Genomic DNA, 16,732 nt, shown 5'->3' on the forward strand with positions numbered 1-16,732 from the left:
GGTCGTCCGTACCACCGCGACCGGCGTCAAGAACCCCGGCCCGCCCTCGGGTCAGTCCAGTACGGCGAGCGCGTCGATCTCGACGAGGAGGCCCTCCGGGAGGCCGACGTACACGGTCGTGCGGGCGGGCGGCACGGCGACGTCCGCGAGGTACTCGTCGTACACGGCGTTCATCTCGGCGAAGTGCGCCACGTCGGTCAGGTACACGCGCAGCATCATCACGTCGTCCCAGCTCGCGCCCGCCTCGGTGAGGACCGACTCGACGTTCCTCAGCGTCTGGACGGCCTGCTCGCGCAGGGAGGGGCCCGCCACGGCCGGCGGCTCGCCCGGCACGGCGGGGAGGAAGCCGACCTGCCCGGCGACCTGGAGGATGTGCCCCTTCCGGACGCCGTGGGAGAACCGGGCGGGCGGGACGGTGTGCGCGGGCGGCGTGACGGCGGTCTTCTGGCTCATCTACGTCTCCTTGGGAGGGTTCGTACCGGAGTAGTCGTCGCTGACGGCCCGCGCGGTGCGGCGCACGCGCGGGAGGAGGGCGAGGAGTCCGTCGGCGGGCACCACCACATTGGGCGCGGACACCGAAAGGGCGGCGACGACGGCGCCGTCGGGGCCGCGCACCGGGGCGGCGACGCAGTTGACGGACTCCTCGTGGCCGCCCAGGTCGGCGGCCCAGCCCTGGTCCCGTACGGTCGCCAGCTCCGTGCGGAAGGCGGCGGCGTCGGGCGTCGAACGGGAGGTGTAGGCCTGGTAGTCGAGTCGGGCGGTCAGGGCGTGGCGCTCCGGCTCGGGCAGGTCGGCGAGGATCACCTTGGCGACGGCGGCCACGGTGATCGCGACGGGGCGGCCGATCCGCGAGTACATCCGCACCGGGTAGCGGCTCTCGACCTTGTCGATGTACAGCACCTCGTCGCCCTCCCGGACGGCGAGGTGGACCGTGTGGCCGGTCTCCTCGTTGAGGCGGACGAGGTGCGGGTGGGCGATCTCCCGTACGTCGAGGTTCTCGGCGGCCGCCTGGGCGAGGGCGAACAGGCGGGCGCCGAGCCGGTAGCGCTGGTCCTGCTGACGGTGGACGAGGCCGTGCTCGTGCAGGGTGCGCAGCAGGCGCAGGGCGGTCGACTTGTGGACGCCGAGCCGGGTCGCGACCTGCCCCAGGTCGGCGGGGCCCTGTGCGAGCAGCGGCAGGATGCTGAGCGCCCGGTCCACGGTCTGGCTCATCGCGCGGGTACCTCCTCGTCGTCGTCCGGCGCCGGTCCGGGCCGCGCGGGGCGGCACGGTGCTCCGTGGCCACCGGGATCGGGTGCGGGTGCCCGCGGGGGCGCCAGGTCGCCGGGTACGGCGAGGACGGCGGCGGCCGCCCGGTGTCCGTACCGCAGCCGCTCCGCGACGGGCAGCCCGCGCAGGGTCGCGTCGAGGAACCCGGCCGCGAAGGCGTCCCCGGCCCCGGCGTACGACACGACGTCCACGGGCGGCGCGGGCACGAAGATCCGCACGTCACGCCGGGTGCCCGGCTCGCGGGCGAAGGCGGTCGCCCCGGCCGCGCCCTGCTTGACGACCAGCACGTCCGGCTCCGGCAGGGCCGCGCGGACGGCGTCCGGACCGCCGTCGAGACCCAGCGCGTCGGCGGCCTCGTCCTCCCCGGCCAGGACCAGGTCCGCGCCGCGCGCCAGGGCGAGCAGGACGCGCCGGGCGCTCGCCCCGTCGGACCACAGGGAGGGGCGGTGGTTCAGGTCGAAGGAGACCAGGGCCCGGCCCGGGCGCCGCGTGGTGAGCGCCGCCGCCAGCTCACGGCAGCCGGGCGAGAGCGCCGGGGTGATGCCGGTCAGGTGCAGCCACCGTCCGGCCATGGCCTGCCCGTACGGGACGTTCCGCGGCGACATCGCGGACGCGGCGGACCCGGCCCGGTGGTACACGACCTCGTGGGCGGCGTCGGCCCGGTCGGCGGCCGTGCGGAAGTACACCCCGGTCGGCCGGTGCGGGTCGCGGCGTACGGACGACACGTCGACGCCGTACGCGGCGACCGCCGCCACCAGGTGGTCGCCGAACCCGTCGGTGCCGACCCGGCTGATCCAGCGCGTCCGGTGCCCGGCGGCGGCCAGCGCGCAGGCGACGTTCGACTCGGCGCCGCCCGCGGCGCGGGTGAACGACGGCACGTCCGCGAGGCGCCCGGGCCGGGACGGCAGGAAGGCCACCATGGACTCGCCCAGGCACACCACGTCCGGCCGCTCCCGCCCGCCCGGGCGCGCGACGTCCGGCTCCGCCCGCCCGCCCGGGCGCGCGACGGCGGGGTCGATCCGAGAGTCGGCCATCACGCTCCCCGCCCGTCCATCGGCTCCGTGGAGCCCGCCCGGCCGGGGCCATTGACCCGGCGTCCGCCCGGATGTTAGACACCGACGACCAGCATCCGCAACGACCGTTGCACACAGCGCAACCAGAGGGAGGCCCGATGGCCGCCGAACAGCCGCCGGCACCCCGCACCCCCGCCGCCTCCCCCGCATCCTCCGCCTCCCCGGCCTCCTCCGGCTCACCCTCCGCCTCCCCCGGCTCGCCCTCGGCCCTCGCCGCCCGGCTCGCGGACGAGCGCCTCGACCACCGCTTCAAGGGGCTCCCGCCCGACGCGGACGGCCTGACGGCCGGTGACCTGGCCGCCCAGCGGCGCGATGTGTTCACCGGCGGCTTCACCACCCCGCTCCTCACGCTCTGCGCCGACGCCCTGGAGCACAACCTGGCGCTGCTCGGCACGTACACCGCGCGCCACGGCCTGGCGTTCGCCCCGCACGGCAAGACGACGATGGCGCCGGGGTTGTTCGCCCGTCAGCTGGACCTCGGCGCCTGGGGCATCACCGTGGCCGTCCCGCACCAGGTGCGGGTGTGCCGGGCGTTCGGGGTGCGGCGGGTGTTCCTGGCGAACGAGCTGGTGGACGCGGCGGCCCTGCGCTGGGTCGCGGGGCAGCTCGCGGCGGACCCGGAATTCCGGTTCGTCTGCTACGTGGACTCGGTGCGCGGCGTCGAGCTGATGGACGAGGCGCTGGCCGGGTGCGCGCGGCCGGTGGACGTGGTGGTGGAGCTGGCGGCGGGCGAGGGCGCCAGGACCGGGGTGCGGACGGACGCGGCCGCCCTGGAGGTCGCCGGGGTGGCGGCACGTGCCGCGTCGCTGCGGCTGGTCGGCGTCGCCGGGTACGAGGCGCAGGTGCCGGACGCGTCCCCGGAGACCGTACGGGCGTGGCTGCGGCGGCTGGTGGGCCTGGCGGCGGAGCTGGACGGGAAGGGCCTGTTCGCGGACGCGGAGGAGATCGTCCTCAGCGCGGGCGGCAGCGAGTGGTTCGACGCGGTGGCGGAGGTGTTCGCCGGGGCGCCGCAGCTGTCGGCGCCGGTGCTGAAGCTGCTGCGGTCGGGGGCGTACGTCTCCCACGACCACGGGCACTACGAGCGGCTGACGCCGTTCAACCGGGTCCCGGAGGAGGGCGCGCTGGAGCCCGCGTTCCGGCTGTGGGCGCAGGTCGTGTCGCGGCCCACGCCGACGGAGGCGTTCCTCAACGCGGGCAAGCGGGACGTGTCGTACGACCTGGCGCTGCCCGTGCCGCGGCTGGTGCGGTCCGGGCGGGACGGTACGGTCCGCGCGGCGGAGGGCCTGGAGGTGACGGCCCTGTCGGACCAGCACGCGTGGCTGCGGACCGGCCCGGAGGGCGCGGCGCTGGAGGTCGGGGACTGGGTGGCACTGGGTCTGGCGCACCCGTGCACGGTGTTCGAGAAGTGGCCGCTGATCCCGGTGGTGGAGGCGGACGGGACGGCCGTCGACTACGTCCGTACGTTCTTCTGAGGTCCCGGTGGACCTGGTCATCCGGGGCGCGCGGGTGGTGGACGGCTCGGGCGGGCCGTCGTACCGGGCGGACGTGGGCGTAGACGGGGGCCGCGTCGCCGCCGTGCGCCGCGAGGGCACGGGCGGCCGGCCGCTGCCGGGCGCGCGGACGCTGGACGCGGCGGGGCTGGTGCTCGCGCCGGGGTTCGTGGACATGCACGCCCACAGCGACCTGGCGCTGCTGCGGGACCCGGCGCACGAGGCGAAGGTCGCGCAGGGCGTGACGCTGGAGGTGCTCGGCCAGGACGGCCTGTCGTACGCGCCGGTGGACGACCGGACGCTGGACGAGGTGCGGGCGGCCATCGCCGGGTGGAACGGCGACCTCGCGGACGTGGACCCGGACTGGCGGAGCGTCGGCGGCTACCTGGACCGCCTCGACCGGGGCTTCGGCGGCGAGGGCATCGCCGTGAACGCCGCGTACCTGGTGCCGCAGGGCACGGTCCGGGCGTACGTCATGGGCTGGGCCGACCGGCCGCCGACCGGCGCCGAGCTGGACCGGATGCGCGCGCTGGTCGCCGAGGGCCTGGAGCAGGGCGCGGTCGGCATGTCGTCCGGCCTCACCTACCCGCCGGGCATGTACGCGGGCCGGGCGGAGCTGGCCGCGCTGTGCCGGGTCGTCGCCGGGTACGGCGGCTACTACTGCCCGCACCACCGCTCGTACGGGGCCGGGGCGCTCGGGGCGTACGCGGAGATGCTGGACCTGGCGCGGGAGACGGGCTGCGCGCTGCACCTGGCGCACGCCACGCTCAACTTCGCCGTCAACGAGGGGCGGGCGCCGGAGCTGCTGGCGCTGCTGGACGCGGCCCTGGCGGACGGGGTGGACGTGTCGCTCGACTCGTACCCGTACACGCCGGGCTGTACGACGCTGGCCGCGCTGCTGCCGGGCTGGGCGCACGAGGGCGGCCCCGGTGCGCTGCTCGCGCGGCTGCGGGACGACGCGGTGGCGGCACGGATCGGTCACGCGCTGGAGGTCACCGGGTCGGACGGCTGCCACGGCGTGCCGGTGGACTGGGGCACGGTGGAGGTGTCGGGCGTGTCGGACCCGGTGCTGGGCGGGTACGTGGGGCGGCGGCTGGCGGGGTGGGCCGAGGCGCGGCGGCTGCTGCTGGCGGACCGGCTGGGCACGGCGGTGCTCCAGCACGTGGGGAACGAGTCCAACGTACGGGCGATCATGCGGCACCGGGCGCACACGGGCGGCTCGGACGGCATCCTGCACGGCGCGAAGCCGCACCCGCGGGCGTACGGCACGTTCCCGCACTACCTGGGGCGGTACGTGCGGGAGCTGGGCACGCTGTCGCTGGAGGAGGCGGTCGCGCATCTGACGTCCCGCCCGGCGGCGCGGCTGCGGCTGGAGGACCGGGGGCTCGTGCGGGAGGGGTACCGGGCGGACCTGGTGCTGTTCGACCCGGACACGGTGGCGGCGGGCGCCACGTTCGCGGCGCCGCGCACCCTGCCGGTGGGCATCCCGCACGTGCTGGTGAACGGCCGGTTCGCGGTACGGGACGGGCGGCGCACTGACGTCCTGGCGGGCCGCGCGGTACGGCGCACGCCGTAGGAGCCCGAGCCCAGCACGTAGGAGCCCGGACTCAGGCGTACGTGCCGTACCACCCGCCCGCGCTCAGGCCCGCGACGGCTCCCGGTCCTCGGCGCCGCGCGGCGTCGGCAGCCACATCCCGCCCGCGAAGTCGGAGCGGCGCAGCAGCAGCTGGGCGCCTATCGCGCACGCGACGGCGGCCAGGGCGAAGCCGTACGCGGGGGTGCGCCCGTCCGGCGCCGTGACGTACACGAGGCCCGCCGACAGGATGGTGACGGCGCGGCCGGTGCGGCCGTTCCAGGCGGTCGCGGCGAGCGGCGGCACGGCCCACAGCAGGTACCAGGGCTGGACCATCGGGGAGAGCGCGACCAGCGCGAGGAGGGCGAGGCCCAGGGCGTGCAGCGGGTCCAGCCAGCCGCGCGCCACGCAGGAGGCGAGGTACGCGACGAGGGCGAGCGCCAGGGTGAGGCCCATGGCCTGCACGGCCCGCTTCACGGGGTCCGGGTCGGCGCCGGACAGGTAGTACATGGACTCGCCGAGCGCGACGCCGAGGTCGCTGGTGAGGGAGAGCGCGGTGTGGATGGTCCCGGCGACGCTCTGGGTGCGCAGCCAGCCGAAGCCGGTGCCCGCGCACAGCGTGGCGCCGACGGCGACGGCCGCGGCGACGGCGCCGGGGCCGAACAGGCCCTTGGCGACGCGCCGTATCAGCGGGCCGGACGTCTCGCGGCCGACGACGACGCCGATGAACAGCAGCGCCAGCGCCGCCGGGGACTTGATCATCATGGCGAGGGCGACGAGGCCGCTGCCCGCGACCCAGCGCCCGCGGCGCACGGCGAGCGCGGTGCCCGCGAGGAGCAGCCCGGCCATCAGCCCGTCGTTGTGGAGGCCGCCGACGACATGGACGAGGAGCAGCGGGTTGAGGACGCCGAGCCAGAGCGCGCCGGAGGTGGCCTTGCGCGGGGCGAGCCGGAGCAGCGCCCAGAACAGCAGGGCGAGCGCGACGAGGGCCACGGCCCGCATGCCGAGCACGGCGGGCACGATCTGCCCGGAGGTGGCGACGGCGACGAGCTGCGCGAGGAGCAGGAACACCGGGCCGTACGGGGCGGGGGTGTCCGTCCAGTGCCCGCCGACGCTCGCGGCGGCGGTACCGCCGAGGCCGTCGGGCGCGAGGACGGACGGCCCGAAGCGGTACACGTCGTGGCCCTCGACGACCATGGCGCCCTGCGCGATGTAGCTGTACACGTCGGCGCTGTACAGGGGCGGCGCGAGGAGCAGCGGCGCGGCCCACCAGCCGAGCGTGACGGCGGTGGCGCGGCCCCCGACGGCGGCCCCGTCGGCGACGAGCCGCCCGTACCTCCACCAGGCGACGACCAGCAGGGTGAGCCCGGCCAGCGCGAGGAGCACACCGGGCCGCGCGGTGTCCTGGGCCCGGTGGAACCACAGCCCCCACGGGTCGCGGGCCGGCATGGTCCCGGCGGCCCACCCTCCGAGGGCCACCCCGACCGACCCGACAGCGCCCAGGCGCCTGCATCCGGCGACGCTCCTCAAGGACCACATGAGGAGCCAACCTACCCGCCCCCGCCCGGAACCCACCCGGCTCTCGCCAATCCCCCGCCCACGCGGAACGCCTCTGCCCGGAATACGTCCCCGCCCGTGAGAAGGAGCCGCACAAGCGTTCCTGCGGGAGGGGCGCGGAGCGCGTGCGGGCTTGAGGCCCGGAGCCACCGCCCGGCGGGGACGCGGGACAGCGGGAGCGCCCCGGAGAACCGGCGTGGCGCAAAACACGAGGCGGGGCGGGCCCGGCGACCGTAAGCTCGCGAGCATGCAGGTCATCCAGTCAACGAAGCTCGCCAACGTCTGCTACGAAATCCGCGGCCCGGTGCTGGACGAGGCGATGCGGCTGGAGGCGGCGGGCCATCGCATCCTCAAGCTGAACACGGGCAACCCGGCGGCGTTCGGCTTCGAGTGCCCGCCCGCCATCCTCGAAGACGTGCTGCGCAACCTGAAGGACGCGCACGGCTACGGGGACGCGAAGGGCCTGCTGTCGGCCCGGCGCGCGGTGATGAGTCACTACGAGACGAAGGGCGTCCCGCTCTCCGTCGAGGACATCTACCTGGGCAACGGCGTCTCCGAGCTGATCCAGATGGCCATGCAGGCACTGCTGGACGACGGCGACGAGGTCCTGGTGCCCGCCCCGGACTACCCGCTGTGGACGGCGTCGGTGGCGCTGTCGGGCGGTACGCCGGTGCACTACCGGTGCGACGAGCAGTCCGACTGGATGCCCGACCTGGCCGACATCGAGCGCAAGATCACGGACCGCACCAAGGCGCTCGTGATCATCAACCCGAACAACCCGACCGGCGCCGTCTACGACGACGAGATGCTGCGCGGCCTCACCGAGATCGCCCGCCGTCACAACCTGGTCGTCTGCTCGGACGAGATCTACGACAAGATCCTCTACGACGGCGCCACGCACACCCCGACCGCCGCCATCGCCCCGGACCTGCTGTGCCTGACGTTCAACGGCATGTCCAAGAACTACCGGGTGGCCGGGTACCGGAGCGGCTGGCTGGCCGTGTGCGGCCCGAAGGCGCACGCCTCGTCGTACATCGAGGGCCTGACGATCCTCGCCAACATGCGCCTGTGCGCGAACATGCCCGCGCAGCACGCCATCGCCGCCGCCCTCCAGGGCCGCCAGTCCATCGAGGCGCTGGTCGCGCCGGGCGGCCGGCTGCTGGAGCAGCGGGACGCGGCGTACGAGCGGCTGATCGACATCCCGGGTGTGACCTGCGTGAAGCCGAAGGGCGCGCTGTATCTGTTCCCGCGCCTCGACCCGGCCGTCTACAAGATCAAGGACGACCGGCAGATGGTCCTGGACCTGCTGCGCGCGGAGAAGATCATGGTGGTGCACGGGACGGGCTTCAACTGGCACGAGCCGGACCACTTCCGGATCGTGACGCTGCCCAACACGAAGGACCTGACCGACGCGGTGACCCGGATCGGCCACTTCCTGGACGGCTACGGCCAGCACTAGAGCCGCCGCTCCGAACCAAATCAACTTTAGACTGATTCCAATGTAGGATGTACTCCTGTTCGAGAGCAGGAGGCCGTCCCCATGTACGAACCGATCCGCACCAAGTCGGTCCACCGGATGGCCGACGACGACCGGAGCCAGTTCCCGCACCGCTCCCGCGAGGAGGAGCTGGACATCCAGCTCGCCGGGCACCTGGCGGCGCTGCTGGCGGTCACCGACGAGCTGGGCGACACCGCCGCGGCGGAGCGCATCGCCTGCCAGGTGGCCCGGCTGCGCGGCGCCCCGCCGGCCCGGCACGCCGGACTGACCGGCGCCGGCACGGACGCGCTGCACCGCCGCGCCCACGCCCTGGCCGGGCGTGCCCTGGTCGTCGCGGCCTCCCGCGCCGACACGGCCGTGGCGATCCTGGCCGCCGAGCGCATGGACGCCCACGCCGCCGCCCTGGACGGGGCGGGGCTGGTGGGCACCGCCTGAGCGGCCGTACCAGAAGCCCCGCGAGAGGCCGCACGACACGGGAAGAACCCCCGGAACGACGAGGTGTCGTTCCGGGGGTTCTCGCCGTCCGCGGCCCGGCCGGGATGACTCCACAGGTCAGGGCGTTGTCGGTCGGCCCGGCCGCGGGTCTGCGGGGGCCGGGTCAGCCCAGGCGGGAGACGAGCGCGCGGTACTCGTCCCACAGCTCCTTCGGCGTGTGGTCACCGAAGGTGTTGAGGTGGTCGGGGATGAGCGCCGCCTCCTCGCGCCACACGTCCGCGTCCACCTTCAGCAGGAAGTCGAGGTCCTCCTCCGGCAGGTCCAGGCCGTCCGTGTCGAGCGCGTCGCGCGTCGGGAGGATGCCGATCGGCGTCTCGACGCCCTCGGCCTTGCCCTCCAGGCGCTCCACGATCCACTTCAGGACACGGCTGTTCTCGCCGAAGCCGGGCCAGACGAACTTGCCCGCGTCGTTCTTGCGGAACCAGTTCACGTAGTAGATCTTCGGCAGCTTCGACGCGTCCGCGTTCTTGCCGACCTTGATCCAGTGGGCCATGTAGTCGCCCATGTTGTAGCCGCAGAACGGCAGCATCGCGAACGGGTCGCGGCGCAGCTCGCCGACCTTGCCCTCGGCGGCGGCGGTCTTCTCGGAGGCGACGTTCGCGCCGAGGAAGACGCCGTGCTGCCAGTCGAAGGACTCGGTGACCAGCGGCACGGCCGAGGCGCGGCGGCCGCCGAAGAGGATCGCGGAGATCGGCACGCCCTTGGGGTCCTCCCACTCGGGCGCGATGATCGGGCACTGCGAGGCGGGCACGGTGAAGCGGGCGTTCGGGTGGGCGGCCGGGGTGCCGGACTCCGGCGTCCAGTCGTTGCCCTTCCAGTCGGTGAGGTGCGCGGGCGTGTCCTCGGTCATGCCCTCCCACCACACGTCGCCGTCGTCGGTGAGCGCGACGTTGGTGAACACCGCGTTGCCCCACAGGGTCTTCATGGCGTTGGCGTTGGTGTGCTCGCCGGTGCCGGGCGCGACGCCGAAGAAGCCCGCCTCGGGGTTGATCGCGTACAGGCGGCCGTCCTCACCGAACCGCATCCACGCGATGTCGTCGCCGATCGTCTCGACGGTCCAGCCGGAGATCGTCGGCTCCAGCATCGCGAGGTTCGTCTTGCCGCAGGCGGACGGGAAGGCGGCGGCGACGTACTTGGCCTCGCCCTGCGGCGGGGTCAGCTTCAGGATGAGCATGTGCTCGGCGAGCCAGCCCTCGTCGCGGGCCATGACGGACGCGATGCGCAGGGCGTAGCACTTCTTGCCGAGCAGGGCGTTGCCGCCGTAGCCGGAGCCGTAGGACCAGATCTCACGGCTCTCGGGGAAGTGCGAGATGTACTTGGTCGAGTTGCACGGCCACGGCACGTCGGCCTGGCCGGGCTCCAGCGGGGCGCCCAGGGTGTGCACGGCCTTGACGAAGAAGCCGTCGTCGCCGAGCTCGTCCAGCACGGCCTGGCCCATGCGGGTCATGGTGCGCATGGAGACCGCGACGTACGCGGAGTCGGTGATCTCCACGCCGATCGCGGAGAGCGGGGAGCCGACGGGGCCCATGCAGAACGGGACGACGTACATCGTGCGACCGCGCATCGAGCCGCGGAAGACGCCCTTCTCACCGGTGAAGATCTCCCGCATCTCGGCGGGGGCCTTCCAGTGGTTGGTCGGGCCCGCGTCCTCCTCCTTCTCGGAGCAGATGAAGGTGCGGTCCTCGACGCGCGCCACGTCGGTCGGGTCGGAGGCGGCGTAGTAGGAGTTGGGGCGCTTGACCGGGTCCAGCTTCTTGAAGGTGCCCTTGGCCACGAGTTCTTCGCACAGACGCTCGTACTCGGCCTCGGAGCCGTCGCACCAGACCACCTGGTCCGGCTGCGTGATCGCCGCGATCTCGTCTACCCAGGCGATGAGAGCCTGGTGCTGGGTGGGGGCGGTGCTGGGAGCCGCGTTTTCGCGCGCCACGGTTGCTCCTTGTTGAGGGGTTCATGTTGTCTGCCCCGTGGGGGCTGCGACCCGGACGCTGCGTGTGCGCGCTCATCCGGTGCCGACCGCACTCATTTGATCATCCGCCGCGAATGCCCATATGTCCAGGGGGCCTCTCACGTGAGCATCGCCACTTGCGTTCCGGCGGCTACGGGGGCGTAGGTAGCATTCCGGTATGAGCGCCGCGCCCGTGACCGAGCAGTCCGTCGCAGAGACCAGCCCGACGCACGTGCCCCTGAAGCCGCGGCTGCGCGGCTGGCTGCACGCCGGGATGTTCCCCGCCGTGCTGGTGGCGGGGCTCGTCCTGACCGCCCTGGCCGACTCGACGCGCGGCCGCATCGCCTGCGGGATCTACGTCCTCACGGCGTGCCTCCTGTTCGGCGTGAGCGCCCTGTACCACCGGGGGAACTGGGGCCCGCGCGCCACGGCGGTGCTGCGCCGCCTCGACCACGCCAACATCTTCCTGATCATCGCGGGCACGTATACCCCGCTGACGCTGCTTCTGCTCCCCGACTCCACCGGCCGGGTGCTGCTGTGGGCCGTGTGGGCCGCGGCGGCGGCGGGCATAGCGTTCCGGGTGTTCTGGGTCGGCGCGCCGCGCTGGCTGTACACGCCGTGCTACATCGCCATGGGCTGGGCGGCCGTCTTCTTCCTGCCGGACTTCCTGCGCGAGGGCGGCATCGCGGTGCTGGTCCTGATCGTGGTCGGCGGCGTCCTCTACAGCGTGGGCGGGATGGTGTACGGGCTGAAGAAGCCGAACCCGTCGCCGCGCTGGTTCGGCTTCCACGAGGTGTTCCACTCCCTGACGCTGGCGGCGTTCGTGGTGCACTACGTGGGCATCTCGCTGGTGGCGTACCAGCACGCGTAACCGCCCCCCGCACGCTCCCGGGCGCCGGGCGCGCGCCCAGGACCCGCAGGCGCCCTCGCGCTTCCGGGCGCCTCCCACCGCCTCCGGGCGCCCCGCGCATCCCGTGCCCGGGGCGCCCTTTCGCACACCTCGCGCCTCGTCGCACACCTCACGCGCCGGGCGCCCCGTCTCAGCGCCCGGCGCGCAGGCCAGCGCCCCGCGTCAGCGTTGTCAGCGCCCGCCCAGCCGCCCCGCGAGTACCGCCGGGTCCGTCGTCGGGGCGTCGCAGGTGAAGTGGCGGCACACGTACGCCGCCGGGCGCCCGTCCACCAGCGGCCGGTCCCGCAGCAGCGGGAACTCGTCGCCGCCGGGCTCCCCCGCCGCGACCACCGCGCCCGGAGCCGTGCCGAGCAGCGCCGCCCGGTGCAGCGCGCCCCGGTCCGCGTCGCCCGCCGGGCCCACGACGGCCACCTCGCGCGGCCCGTCCAGCAGCGCCTCCGCCACCGCCAGGCCCCAGCCGATGAACCGGGGGGCGCGCGGCCCCAGCGCCTTCACCACGCCGAGCGCCCGCTCCGCGGCGGTCCGGTGTGCCTCCGAGCCGGTGTGCGCGGCGTACGACAGCAGCGCCCCGGCCGCGGCCGTCCAGCCGGAGGGCGTCGCGTTGTCGGTGGGGTCCTGGGGTCGGCGGATCAGCGGTTCGGCGTCGTGCGCGGTGTCGTACAGCGCGCCGTCCTCGCCCCGGAACTGGTCGAGCACGATGTCCAGCAGGAAGCCCGCGAACTCCAGCCAGACGCCCTCGCCGGTGACGGCGGCCAGCGCGAGGAAGCCCTCCGCCACGTCGCCGTAGTCCTCCAGCACCCCGGCGTTGGCGCCCGTACGCCCGTCCTTCGAGGTGCGCGCCAGCCGCGCGCCCTCGTCGAGGTGCACCCGTACGAGCAGGTCGGCGGCCTCCGTGGCGCGCTCGACCAGGTCGGGGCGGTCGAAACAGGCGCCCGTCTCGGCGAGCGCGGCGATGGCCAGGCCGTTCCACGCGGCGACCACCTTGTCGTCCCGGCCGGGCCTGGGCCGCCCGTCCCGCGCGGCGAGCAGCCGCTCCCGGATGCCCGCGAGCCGCTCGGCGTCCACGACCCCGGCGCCCTGCGGCAGCTGGAGCACGGACGCGCCCTCCTCGAACGTGCCCTCCTCGGTCACGCCGTAGAAGCGGGCGGCGTACGCGGCGTCGTCCTCGCCCAGCACCTCGCGCAGCCGCTCCGGGGTCCACACGTAGTACGCGCCCTCGACGTGCCGCCCCGTGCCGTCGTCGGAGTCGGCGTCCAGCGCGGACGCGAACCCGCCCTCGGGCGTGCGCAGCTCGCGCACCATGAAGTCGGCGGTCTCCAGCGCGACCCGCCGCGCCAGGTCGCTGCCCGTGGCCCGCCACAAGTGTGTGTAGACCCGGCACAGAAGCGCGTTGTCGTACAGCATCTTCTCGAAGTGGGGCACGACCCACTCACGGTCCACGGCGTACCGGGCGAAGCCGCCGCCGAGCTGGTCGTAGATGCCGCCGCGCGCCATGGCCTCGCACGTGTCGGCGGCCATCTGGAGGGCGCCCTCGGAGCCGGTACGGGCGTGGTGCCGCAGCAGGAACTCGACCGCCATCGACGGCGGGAACTTCGGCGCGCCGCCGAAGCCGCCGTGCCGCTCGTCGTACTCGCGGGTCAGCGCGAGCAGCGCCTGCGCGAGCTCCGGCTCGCCGGGCGCGCCGCCGTCGCCGCCGAGCGCCAGGGAGCGGCCGGACAGCTCGCGCACGATGTTCCCCGCGACCTCGCCGACCTCGTCGCGCCGGTCCCGCCAGGCGGCGGCGACGCCCTCCAGCACCTGCTGGAACGACGGCATGCCGTGGCGGGGGGCGGGCGGGAAGTACGTGCCGAAGTAGAACGGCTCGGCGTCCGGGGTGAGGAACACGGTCATCGGCCAGCCGCCGTGCCCGGTGGCGGCCTGCACGGCCTCCATGTACACGGCGTCCACGTCGGGCCGCTCCTCGCGGTCCACCTTGACGGCGACGAAGTGGTCGTTCAGGTACGCGGCGGTCGTGTCGTCCTCGAACGACTCGTGGGCCATCACGTGGCACCAGTGACAGGAGCTGTACCCGACGCTCAGCAGGACGGGCACCCCGCGACGCCGGGCCTCGTCGAACGCCTCCGCCGACCAGGGCCACCAGTCGACCGGGTTGTCGGCGTGCTGGAGCAGGTACGGAGACGTCTCACGGGCCAGTCGGTTCGCCATACCCCCATCCTGCCGGACGCCGCACGGCGACGCGGCCGCACCGCCGTGCCGACGAGCCGGGGGCCGGGTGCGCGCATCGCCCTCCCGGCCCCCGGTGGCGCGTCAACCGGTCACGGGCTGACGGCGTACGGCCCCTTGGCCTCGGACCACTTGGTTGGCCGGCCGCGCCGGGGCGGACGGCGAACGCCGAAGGCAGGACGCACAACCGTTCCGCACGGGCAAGCGGGACCGAGCGGCACGGACGGCGGAGAGGGGGTGCGGCGGAGGCCCGTGAGGGCCCTCCGCCGCGCCGGGGTCACTCCTGGGTGGCCGTCTTCGCCGAGGACGCCGGGGACGACGTGGTCCGCGGCTGCTCCGGGGCCTCCTCGAAGTCGACGCGGTTCATGTGCCGGTTCATCGACTTCATCAGGGCCCACACGGCGAGGGCCATGACGGCGAACACGATGAAGCCGAGGACGCCGGGCGTCACCTTGTTCTTGTCCAGCTCGGCGGCGAGCGGGACGAGATGGGTCAGTGCCTGGTGTGCGCTCATGTCAGGCATTGTCCCGGATGCCCGCGAAGAGGTCGTCCTCGGGGAGGGTGGTGTCCACCAGGGACCTGGCCAGCTCGTACTCCTCCGTCGGCCAGACCTCCTTCTGGATCTCCATCGGGACGCGGAACCAACCGCCGTCCGGGTCGATCTGCGTACGGTGCGCGATCAGCGCCTTGTCGCGCGTCTCGAAGAAGTCCGCGCACGGCACGTACGTGGTGAGGGTGCGCTCCGCGCGCTGGAACTCGTCCCAGCGCTTCAGCCAGTCCCCGTACGGCGACTCGAGGCCGCGCTCCAGCAGCGCGTCGTGCAGCGCCTGGGTGCGCGGGCGGTTGAAGCCCTGGTTGTAGTAGAGCTTCAGCGGCTGCCAGAGCGGGCCGAACTCCGCCTCCGGGTACTTCTCGGCGTCGTTCGCACCGTCGAAGGCCGCCATCGTGATCTTGTGGGTCATGATGTGGTCGGGGTGCGGGTACCCGCCGTTCTCGTCGTAGGTGGTGATCACCTGCGGGCGGAACGCGCGGATGGACCTGACCAGGCGGCCCGCGGCCTCGTCCACGTCCTCCAGGGCGAAGCACCCCTGCGGCAGCGGCGGCAGCGGGTCGCCCTCGGGCAGGCCGGAGTCGACGAAGCCGAGCCACTCCTGCTGGACGCCGAGGATCTCGCGCGCCTCGTCCATCTCCTTGCGGCGCACCTCGTGGATGTTCTCCTCGATGTACGGGTCGCCCTGGAGCCTGGGGTTGAGGACGGAGCCGCGCTCGCCGCCCGTGCACGTCACGACGAGCACGTCCACCCCCTCGGACACGTACTTGGCCATCGTGGCCGCGCCCTTGCTCGACTCGTCGTCGGGGTGGGCGTGCACTGCCATCAGTCGCAGCTGCTCAGTCAAGACTGGTCCTCAATGATTGGTCAGGTCGCTCGGCTTCTATAGTGACGGAATCGGCGCGGGGGATATTCCGTCGTTCGGCGTACGAGAGGAACGATCATGGGCGTGACGGGCGAGCGGCTCCCGGAGGGCCGGTACGGCCGTGCCGCCGAGGCGCGCACGGACCGCGGACTCAAGATCGTCGGCTCGGTCCTCGGGGCCGGGCTGCTCGCGCTGATCGGCTGGTTCGGCTACGACTACATCGCAGGTCAGAAGGTCAGCGCCGAGCTGATCAAGTTCGATGTGGTGGCCGCGGACCGCGTGGACGCGCACCTGGAGGTGCGCAAGGCGGACGGCGCGAACGGGTACTGCACGGTGCGGGCGCTCGCGGAGAGCGGCGCCGAGGTGGGCCGCAAGGAGGTCCGCTTCGACCAGGCCGCGGCGCGCGTGGACGAGGTGGTCACCATCCGTACGACCGAGCTGGCCACGGCCGCCCAGCTGCTCGGCTGCTCGGCCGACTGACCCGGGCCTCGGCAGGGGCCACACGCAGGGGCCGGACCCGCACGCAGAAGCCGGAGCCGGGGCCGCCGCGCGCGGCCGGTGCGGCACGCCCAGGCCCGTGCGACCTGCGGAGTCGCGGGTTCCGTGACATTCGTCCTCCCCCTTCGGGCCCGTAATTGTTAGGCTCGTGGTTTCGCCCTCCCGGTAAGGCCGCATGCTTCTGGTAGGGCGATGCTTTGTATACCCAGCACCGACGAGGAGCACCTGTGACCCAGACCAGCGACAACGTCACCTGGCTCACCCAGGAGGCGTACAACCAGCTCAAGGCCGAGCTGGAGTACCTGTCTGGTCCCGCGCGAACCGAGATCGCTGCGAAGATCGCGGCGGCGCGCGAGGAGGGGGACCTGCGCGAGAACGGCGGGTACCACGCGGCCAAGGAGGAGCAGGGCAAGCAGGAGCTGCGGGTCCGCCAGCTCACCCAGCTCCTGGAGCACGCGAAGGTGGGCGAGGCCCCGGCCGAGTCGGGCGTGGTGGCTCCCGGCATGGTCGTGACGATCGCCTTCGACGGCGACGAGGACGACACGCTGACGTTCCTGCTCGCCTCCCGCGAGTACGCGAGCTCCGACATCGAGACGTACTCGCCGCAGTCGCCGCTCGGCTCGGGCGTGAACGGCAAGAAGGTCGGCGAGGACGCGGAGTACGAGCTGCCCAACGGCAAGAAGGCGTCGGTCCGCATCCTGGACGCCAAGCCGTACCAGGGCTGATCCCCCCGTACCGGAGACACCGGACGACACGACGAAGGGCCGGGCGGCACCGCGAGGGTGC

General features: G+C 73.8%; 15 protein-coding genes. 7 read left to right on the forward strand and 8 right to left on the reverse strand.

Translation table 11 applies throughout. The features are described from left to right. Window positions 1–51: 51 nt before the first annotated feature. The 3 genes from J116_RS09210 to J116_RS09220 are packed head-to-tail and all read right to left on the reverse strand — an operon-like array spanning window position 52 to window position 2,189. Window positions 52–453, reverse strand: coding sequence for a RidA family protein (locus tag J116_RS09210; RefSeq protein WP_023586800.1), 402 nt, complete (start codon window positions 451–453; stop codon window positions 52–54). Next, the gene (locus tag J116_RS09215) at window positions 454–1,212 is read right to left on the reverse strand and encodes an IclR family transcriptional regulator (RefSeq protein WP_023586801.1); all 759 of its coding nucleotides are present in this window, start codon (window positions 1,210–1,212) and stop codon (window positions 454–456) included. Then, entirely contained in the window at window positions 1,209–2,189 is a 981-nt protein-coding gene (locus tag J116_RS09220) for a sugar kinase (RefSeq protein ID WP_235617418.1), read from the reverse strand. Before J116_RS09220 ends, J116_RS09215 begins: the two co-directional genes overlap by 4 nt. Before the next feature lie 251 nt (window positions 2,190–2,440). Between J116_RS09220 and J116_RS09225 the strand changes: the two genes are divergently transcribed. Together J116_RS09225 and J116_RS09230 are read left to right on the forward strand one after the other, a co-directional pair. Further along, on the forward strand, window positions 2,441–3,814 hold the full coding sequence (locus tag J116_RS09225; RefSeq protein ID WP_023586803.1) for an alanine racemase: 1,374 nt from the start codon (window positions 2,441–2,443) through the stop codon (window positions 3,812–3,814). Between the two features lie 7 nt (window positions 3,815–3,821). Further along, window positions 3,822–5,408 (forward strand): N-acyl-D-amino-acid deacylase family protein, encoded by a 1,587-nt coding sequence (locus tag J116_RS09230; RefSeq protein WP_023586804.1) that lies wholly within the window; start codon window positions 3,822–3,824, stop codon window positions 5,406–5,408. A gap of 63 nt (window positions 5,409–5,471) precedes the next feature. Here the strand turns inward: J116_RS09230 and mptB are convergent, their stop codons facing one another. Beyond that, window positions 5,472–6,944, reverse strand: a complete 1,473-nt coding sequence (gene mptB, locus J116_RS09235; RefSeq protein ID WP_028963866.1) for a polyprenol phosphomannose-dependent alpha 1,6 mannosyltransferase MptB — start codon at window positions 6,942–6,944, stop codon at window positions 5,472–5,474. Between the two features lie 265 nt (window positions 6,945–7,209). Between mptB and J116_RS09240 the strand changes: the two genes are divergently transcribed. Together J116_RS09240 and J116_RS09245 are read left to right on the forward strand one after the other, a co-directional pair. Beyond that, window positions 7,210–8,421 carry a pyridoxal phosphate-dependent aminotransferase gene (locus J116_RS09240; protein ID WP_023586806.1) on the forward strand — a complete coding sequence of 404 codons (1,212 nt, stop codon included), beginning with the start codon at window positions 7,210–7,212 and terminating at the stop codon, window positions 8,419–8,421. Between the two features lie 81 nt (window positions 8,422–8,502). Continuing rightward, a complete protein-coding gene (locus J116_RS09245; RefSeq protein WP_023586807.1) occupies window positions 8,503–8,895 on the forward strand; it encodes an SCO4983 family protein in 393 nt (130 codons plus the stop codon). 163 nt (window positions 8,896–9,058) lie between these two features. Here the strand turns inward: J116_RS09245 and J116_RS09250 are convergent, their stop codons facing one another. Then, the gene (locus tag J116_RS09250) at window positions 9,059–10,882 is read right to left on the reverse strand and encodes a phosphoenolpyruvate carboxykinase (GTP) (protein WP_023586808.1); all 1,824 of its coding nucleotides are present in this window, start codon (window positions 10,880–10,882) and stop codon (window positions 9,059–9,061) included. Between the two features lie 196 nt (window positions 10,883–11,078). Here J116_RS09250 and trhA point away from each other — a divergent pair, with 196 nt between their 5' ends. After that, window positions 11,079–11,771 carry a PAQR family membrane homeostasis protein TrhA gene (gene trhA, locus J116_RS09255; RefSeq protein WP_023586809.1) on the forward strand — a complete coding sequence of 231 codons (693 nt, stop codon included), beginning with the start codon at window positions 11,079–11,081 and terminating at the stop codon, window positions 11,769–11,771. Between the two features lie 210 nt (window positions 11,772–11,981). On the opposite strand, the gene J116_RS09260 is transcribed toward trhA, so the two are convergent. The 3 genes from J116_RS09260 to mca all read right to left on the reverse strand — a co-directional run bounded on the left by J116_RS09260 (window position 11,982) and on the right by mca (window position 15,430). Beyond that, on the reverse strand, window positions 11,982–14,015 hold the full coding sequence (locus J116_RS09260; protein WP_023586810.1) for a thioredoxin domain-containing protein: 2,034 nt from the start codon (window positions 14,013–14,015) through the stop codon (window positions 11,982–11,984). Between the two features lie 295 nt (window positions 14,016–14,310). Further along, window positions 14,311–14,556, reverse strand: a complete 246-nt coding sequence (locus tag J116_RS09265; RefSeq protein WP_201258801.1) for a hypothetical protein — start codon at window positions 14,554–14,556, stop codon at window positions 14,311–14,313. Beyond that, on the reverse strand, window positions 14,549–15,430 hold the full coding sequence (gene mca / locus J116_RS09270; RefSeq protein ID WP_023586812.1) for a mycothiol conjugate amidase Mca: 882 nt from the start codon (window positions 15,428–15,430) through the stop codon (window positions 14,549–14,551). Before mca ends, J116_RS09265 begins: the two co-directional genes overlap by 8 nt. A gap of 96 nt (window positions 15,431–15,526) precedes the next feature. On the opposite strand from mca, the gene J116_RS09275 reads away from it, so the two are divergent. After that, window positions 15,527–15,928, forward strand: coding sequence for a DUF4307 domain-containing protein (locus tag J116_RS09275; protein ID WP_023586813.1), 402 nt, complete (start codon window positions 15,527–15,529; stop codon window positions 15,926–15,928). A 245-nt stretch (window positions 15,929–16,173) separates the two neighbouring features. Further along, window positions 16,174–16,671, forward strand: coding sequence for a transcription elongation factor GreA (gene greA, locus J116_RS09280; RefSeq protein ID WP_023586814.1), 498 nt, complete (start codon window positions 16,174–16,176; stop codon window positions 16,669–16,671). Window positions 16,672–16,732: the final 61 nt, after the last annotated feature.

The sequence above is a fragment of the Streptomyces thermolilacinus SPC6 genome (assembly GCF_000478605.2).
GTDB lineage: Bacteria > Actinomycetota > Actinomycetes > Streptomycetales > Streptomycetaceae > Streptomyces > Streptomyces thermolilacinus.

Bases quoted from the DNA above. Each gene is read 5' to 3' on its own strand.
- J116_RS09245 (WP_023586807.1), top strand. From the start codon at position 8,503: ATGTACGAACCGATCCGCACCAAGTCGGTCCACCGGATGGCCGACGAC.
- J116_RS09275 (WP_023586813.1), top strand. From the start codon at position 15,527: ATGGGCGTGACGGGCGAGCGGCTCCCGGAGGGCCGGTACGGCCGTGCC.
- J116_RS09210 (WP_023586800.1), bottom strand. From the start codon at position 453: ATGAGCCAGAAGACCGCCGTCACGCCGCCCGCGCACACCGTCCCGCCC.
- mptB (WP_028963866.1), bottom strand. From the start codon at position 6,944: ATGTGGTCCTTGAGGAGCGTCGCCGGATGCAGGCGCCTGGGCGCTGTC.
- J116_RS09225 (WP_023586803.1), top strand. From the start codon at position 2,441: ATGGCCGCCGAACAGCCGCCGGCACCCCGCACCCCCGCCGCCTCCCCC.
- J116_RS09215 (WP_023586801.1), bottom strand. From the start codon at position 1,212: ATGAGCCAGACCGTGGACCGGGCGCTCAGCATCCTGCCGCTGCTCGCA.
- J116_RS09260 (WP_023586810.1), bottom strand. From the start codon at position 14,015: ATGGCGAACCGACTGGCCCGTGAGACGTCTCCGTACCTGCTCCAGCAC.
- J116_RS09265 (WP_201258801.1), bottom strand. From the start codon at position 14,556: ATGCCTGACATGAGCGCACACCAGGCACTGACCCATCTCGTCCCGCTC.
- trhA (WP_023586809.1), top strand. From the start codon at position 11,079: ATGAGCGCCGCGCCCGTGACCGAGCAGTCCGTCGCAGAGACCAGCCCG.
- J116_RS09220 (WP_235617418.1), bottom strand. From the start codon at position 2,189: ATGGTGGCCTTCCTGCCGTCCCGGCCCGGGCGCCTCGCGGACGTGCCG.
- J116_RS09240 (WP_023586806.1), top strand. From the start codon at position 7,210: ATGCAGGTCATCCAGTCAACGAAGCTCGCCAACGTCTGCTACGAAATC.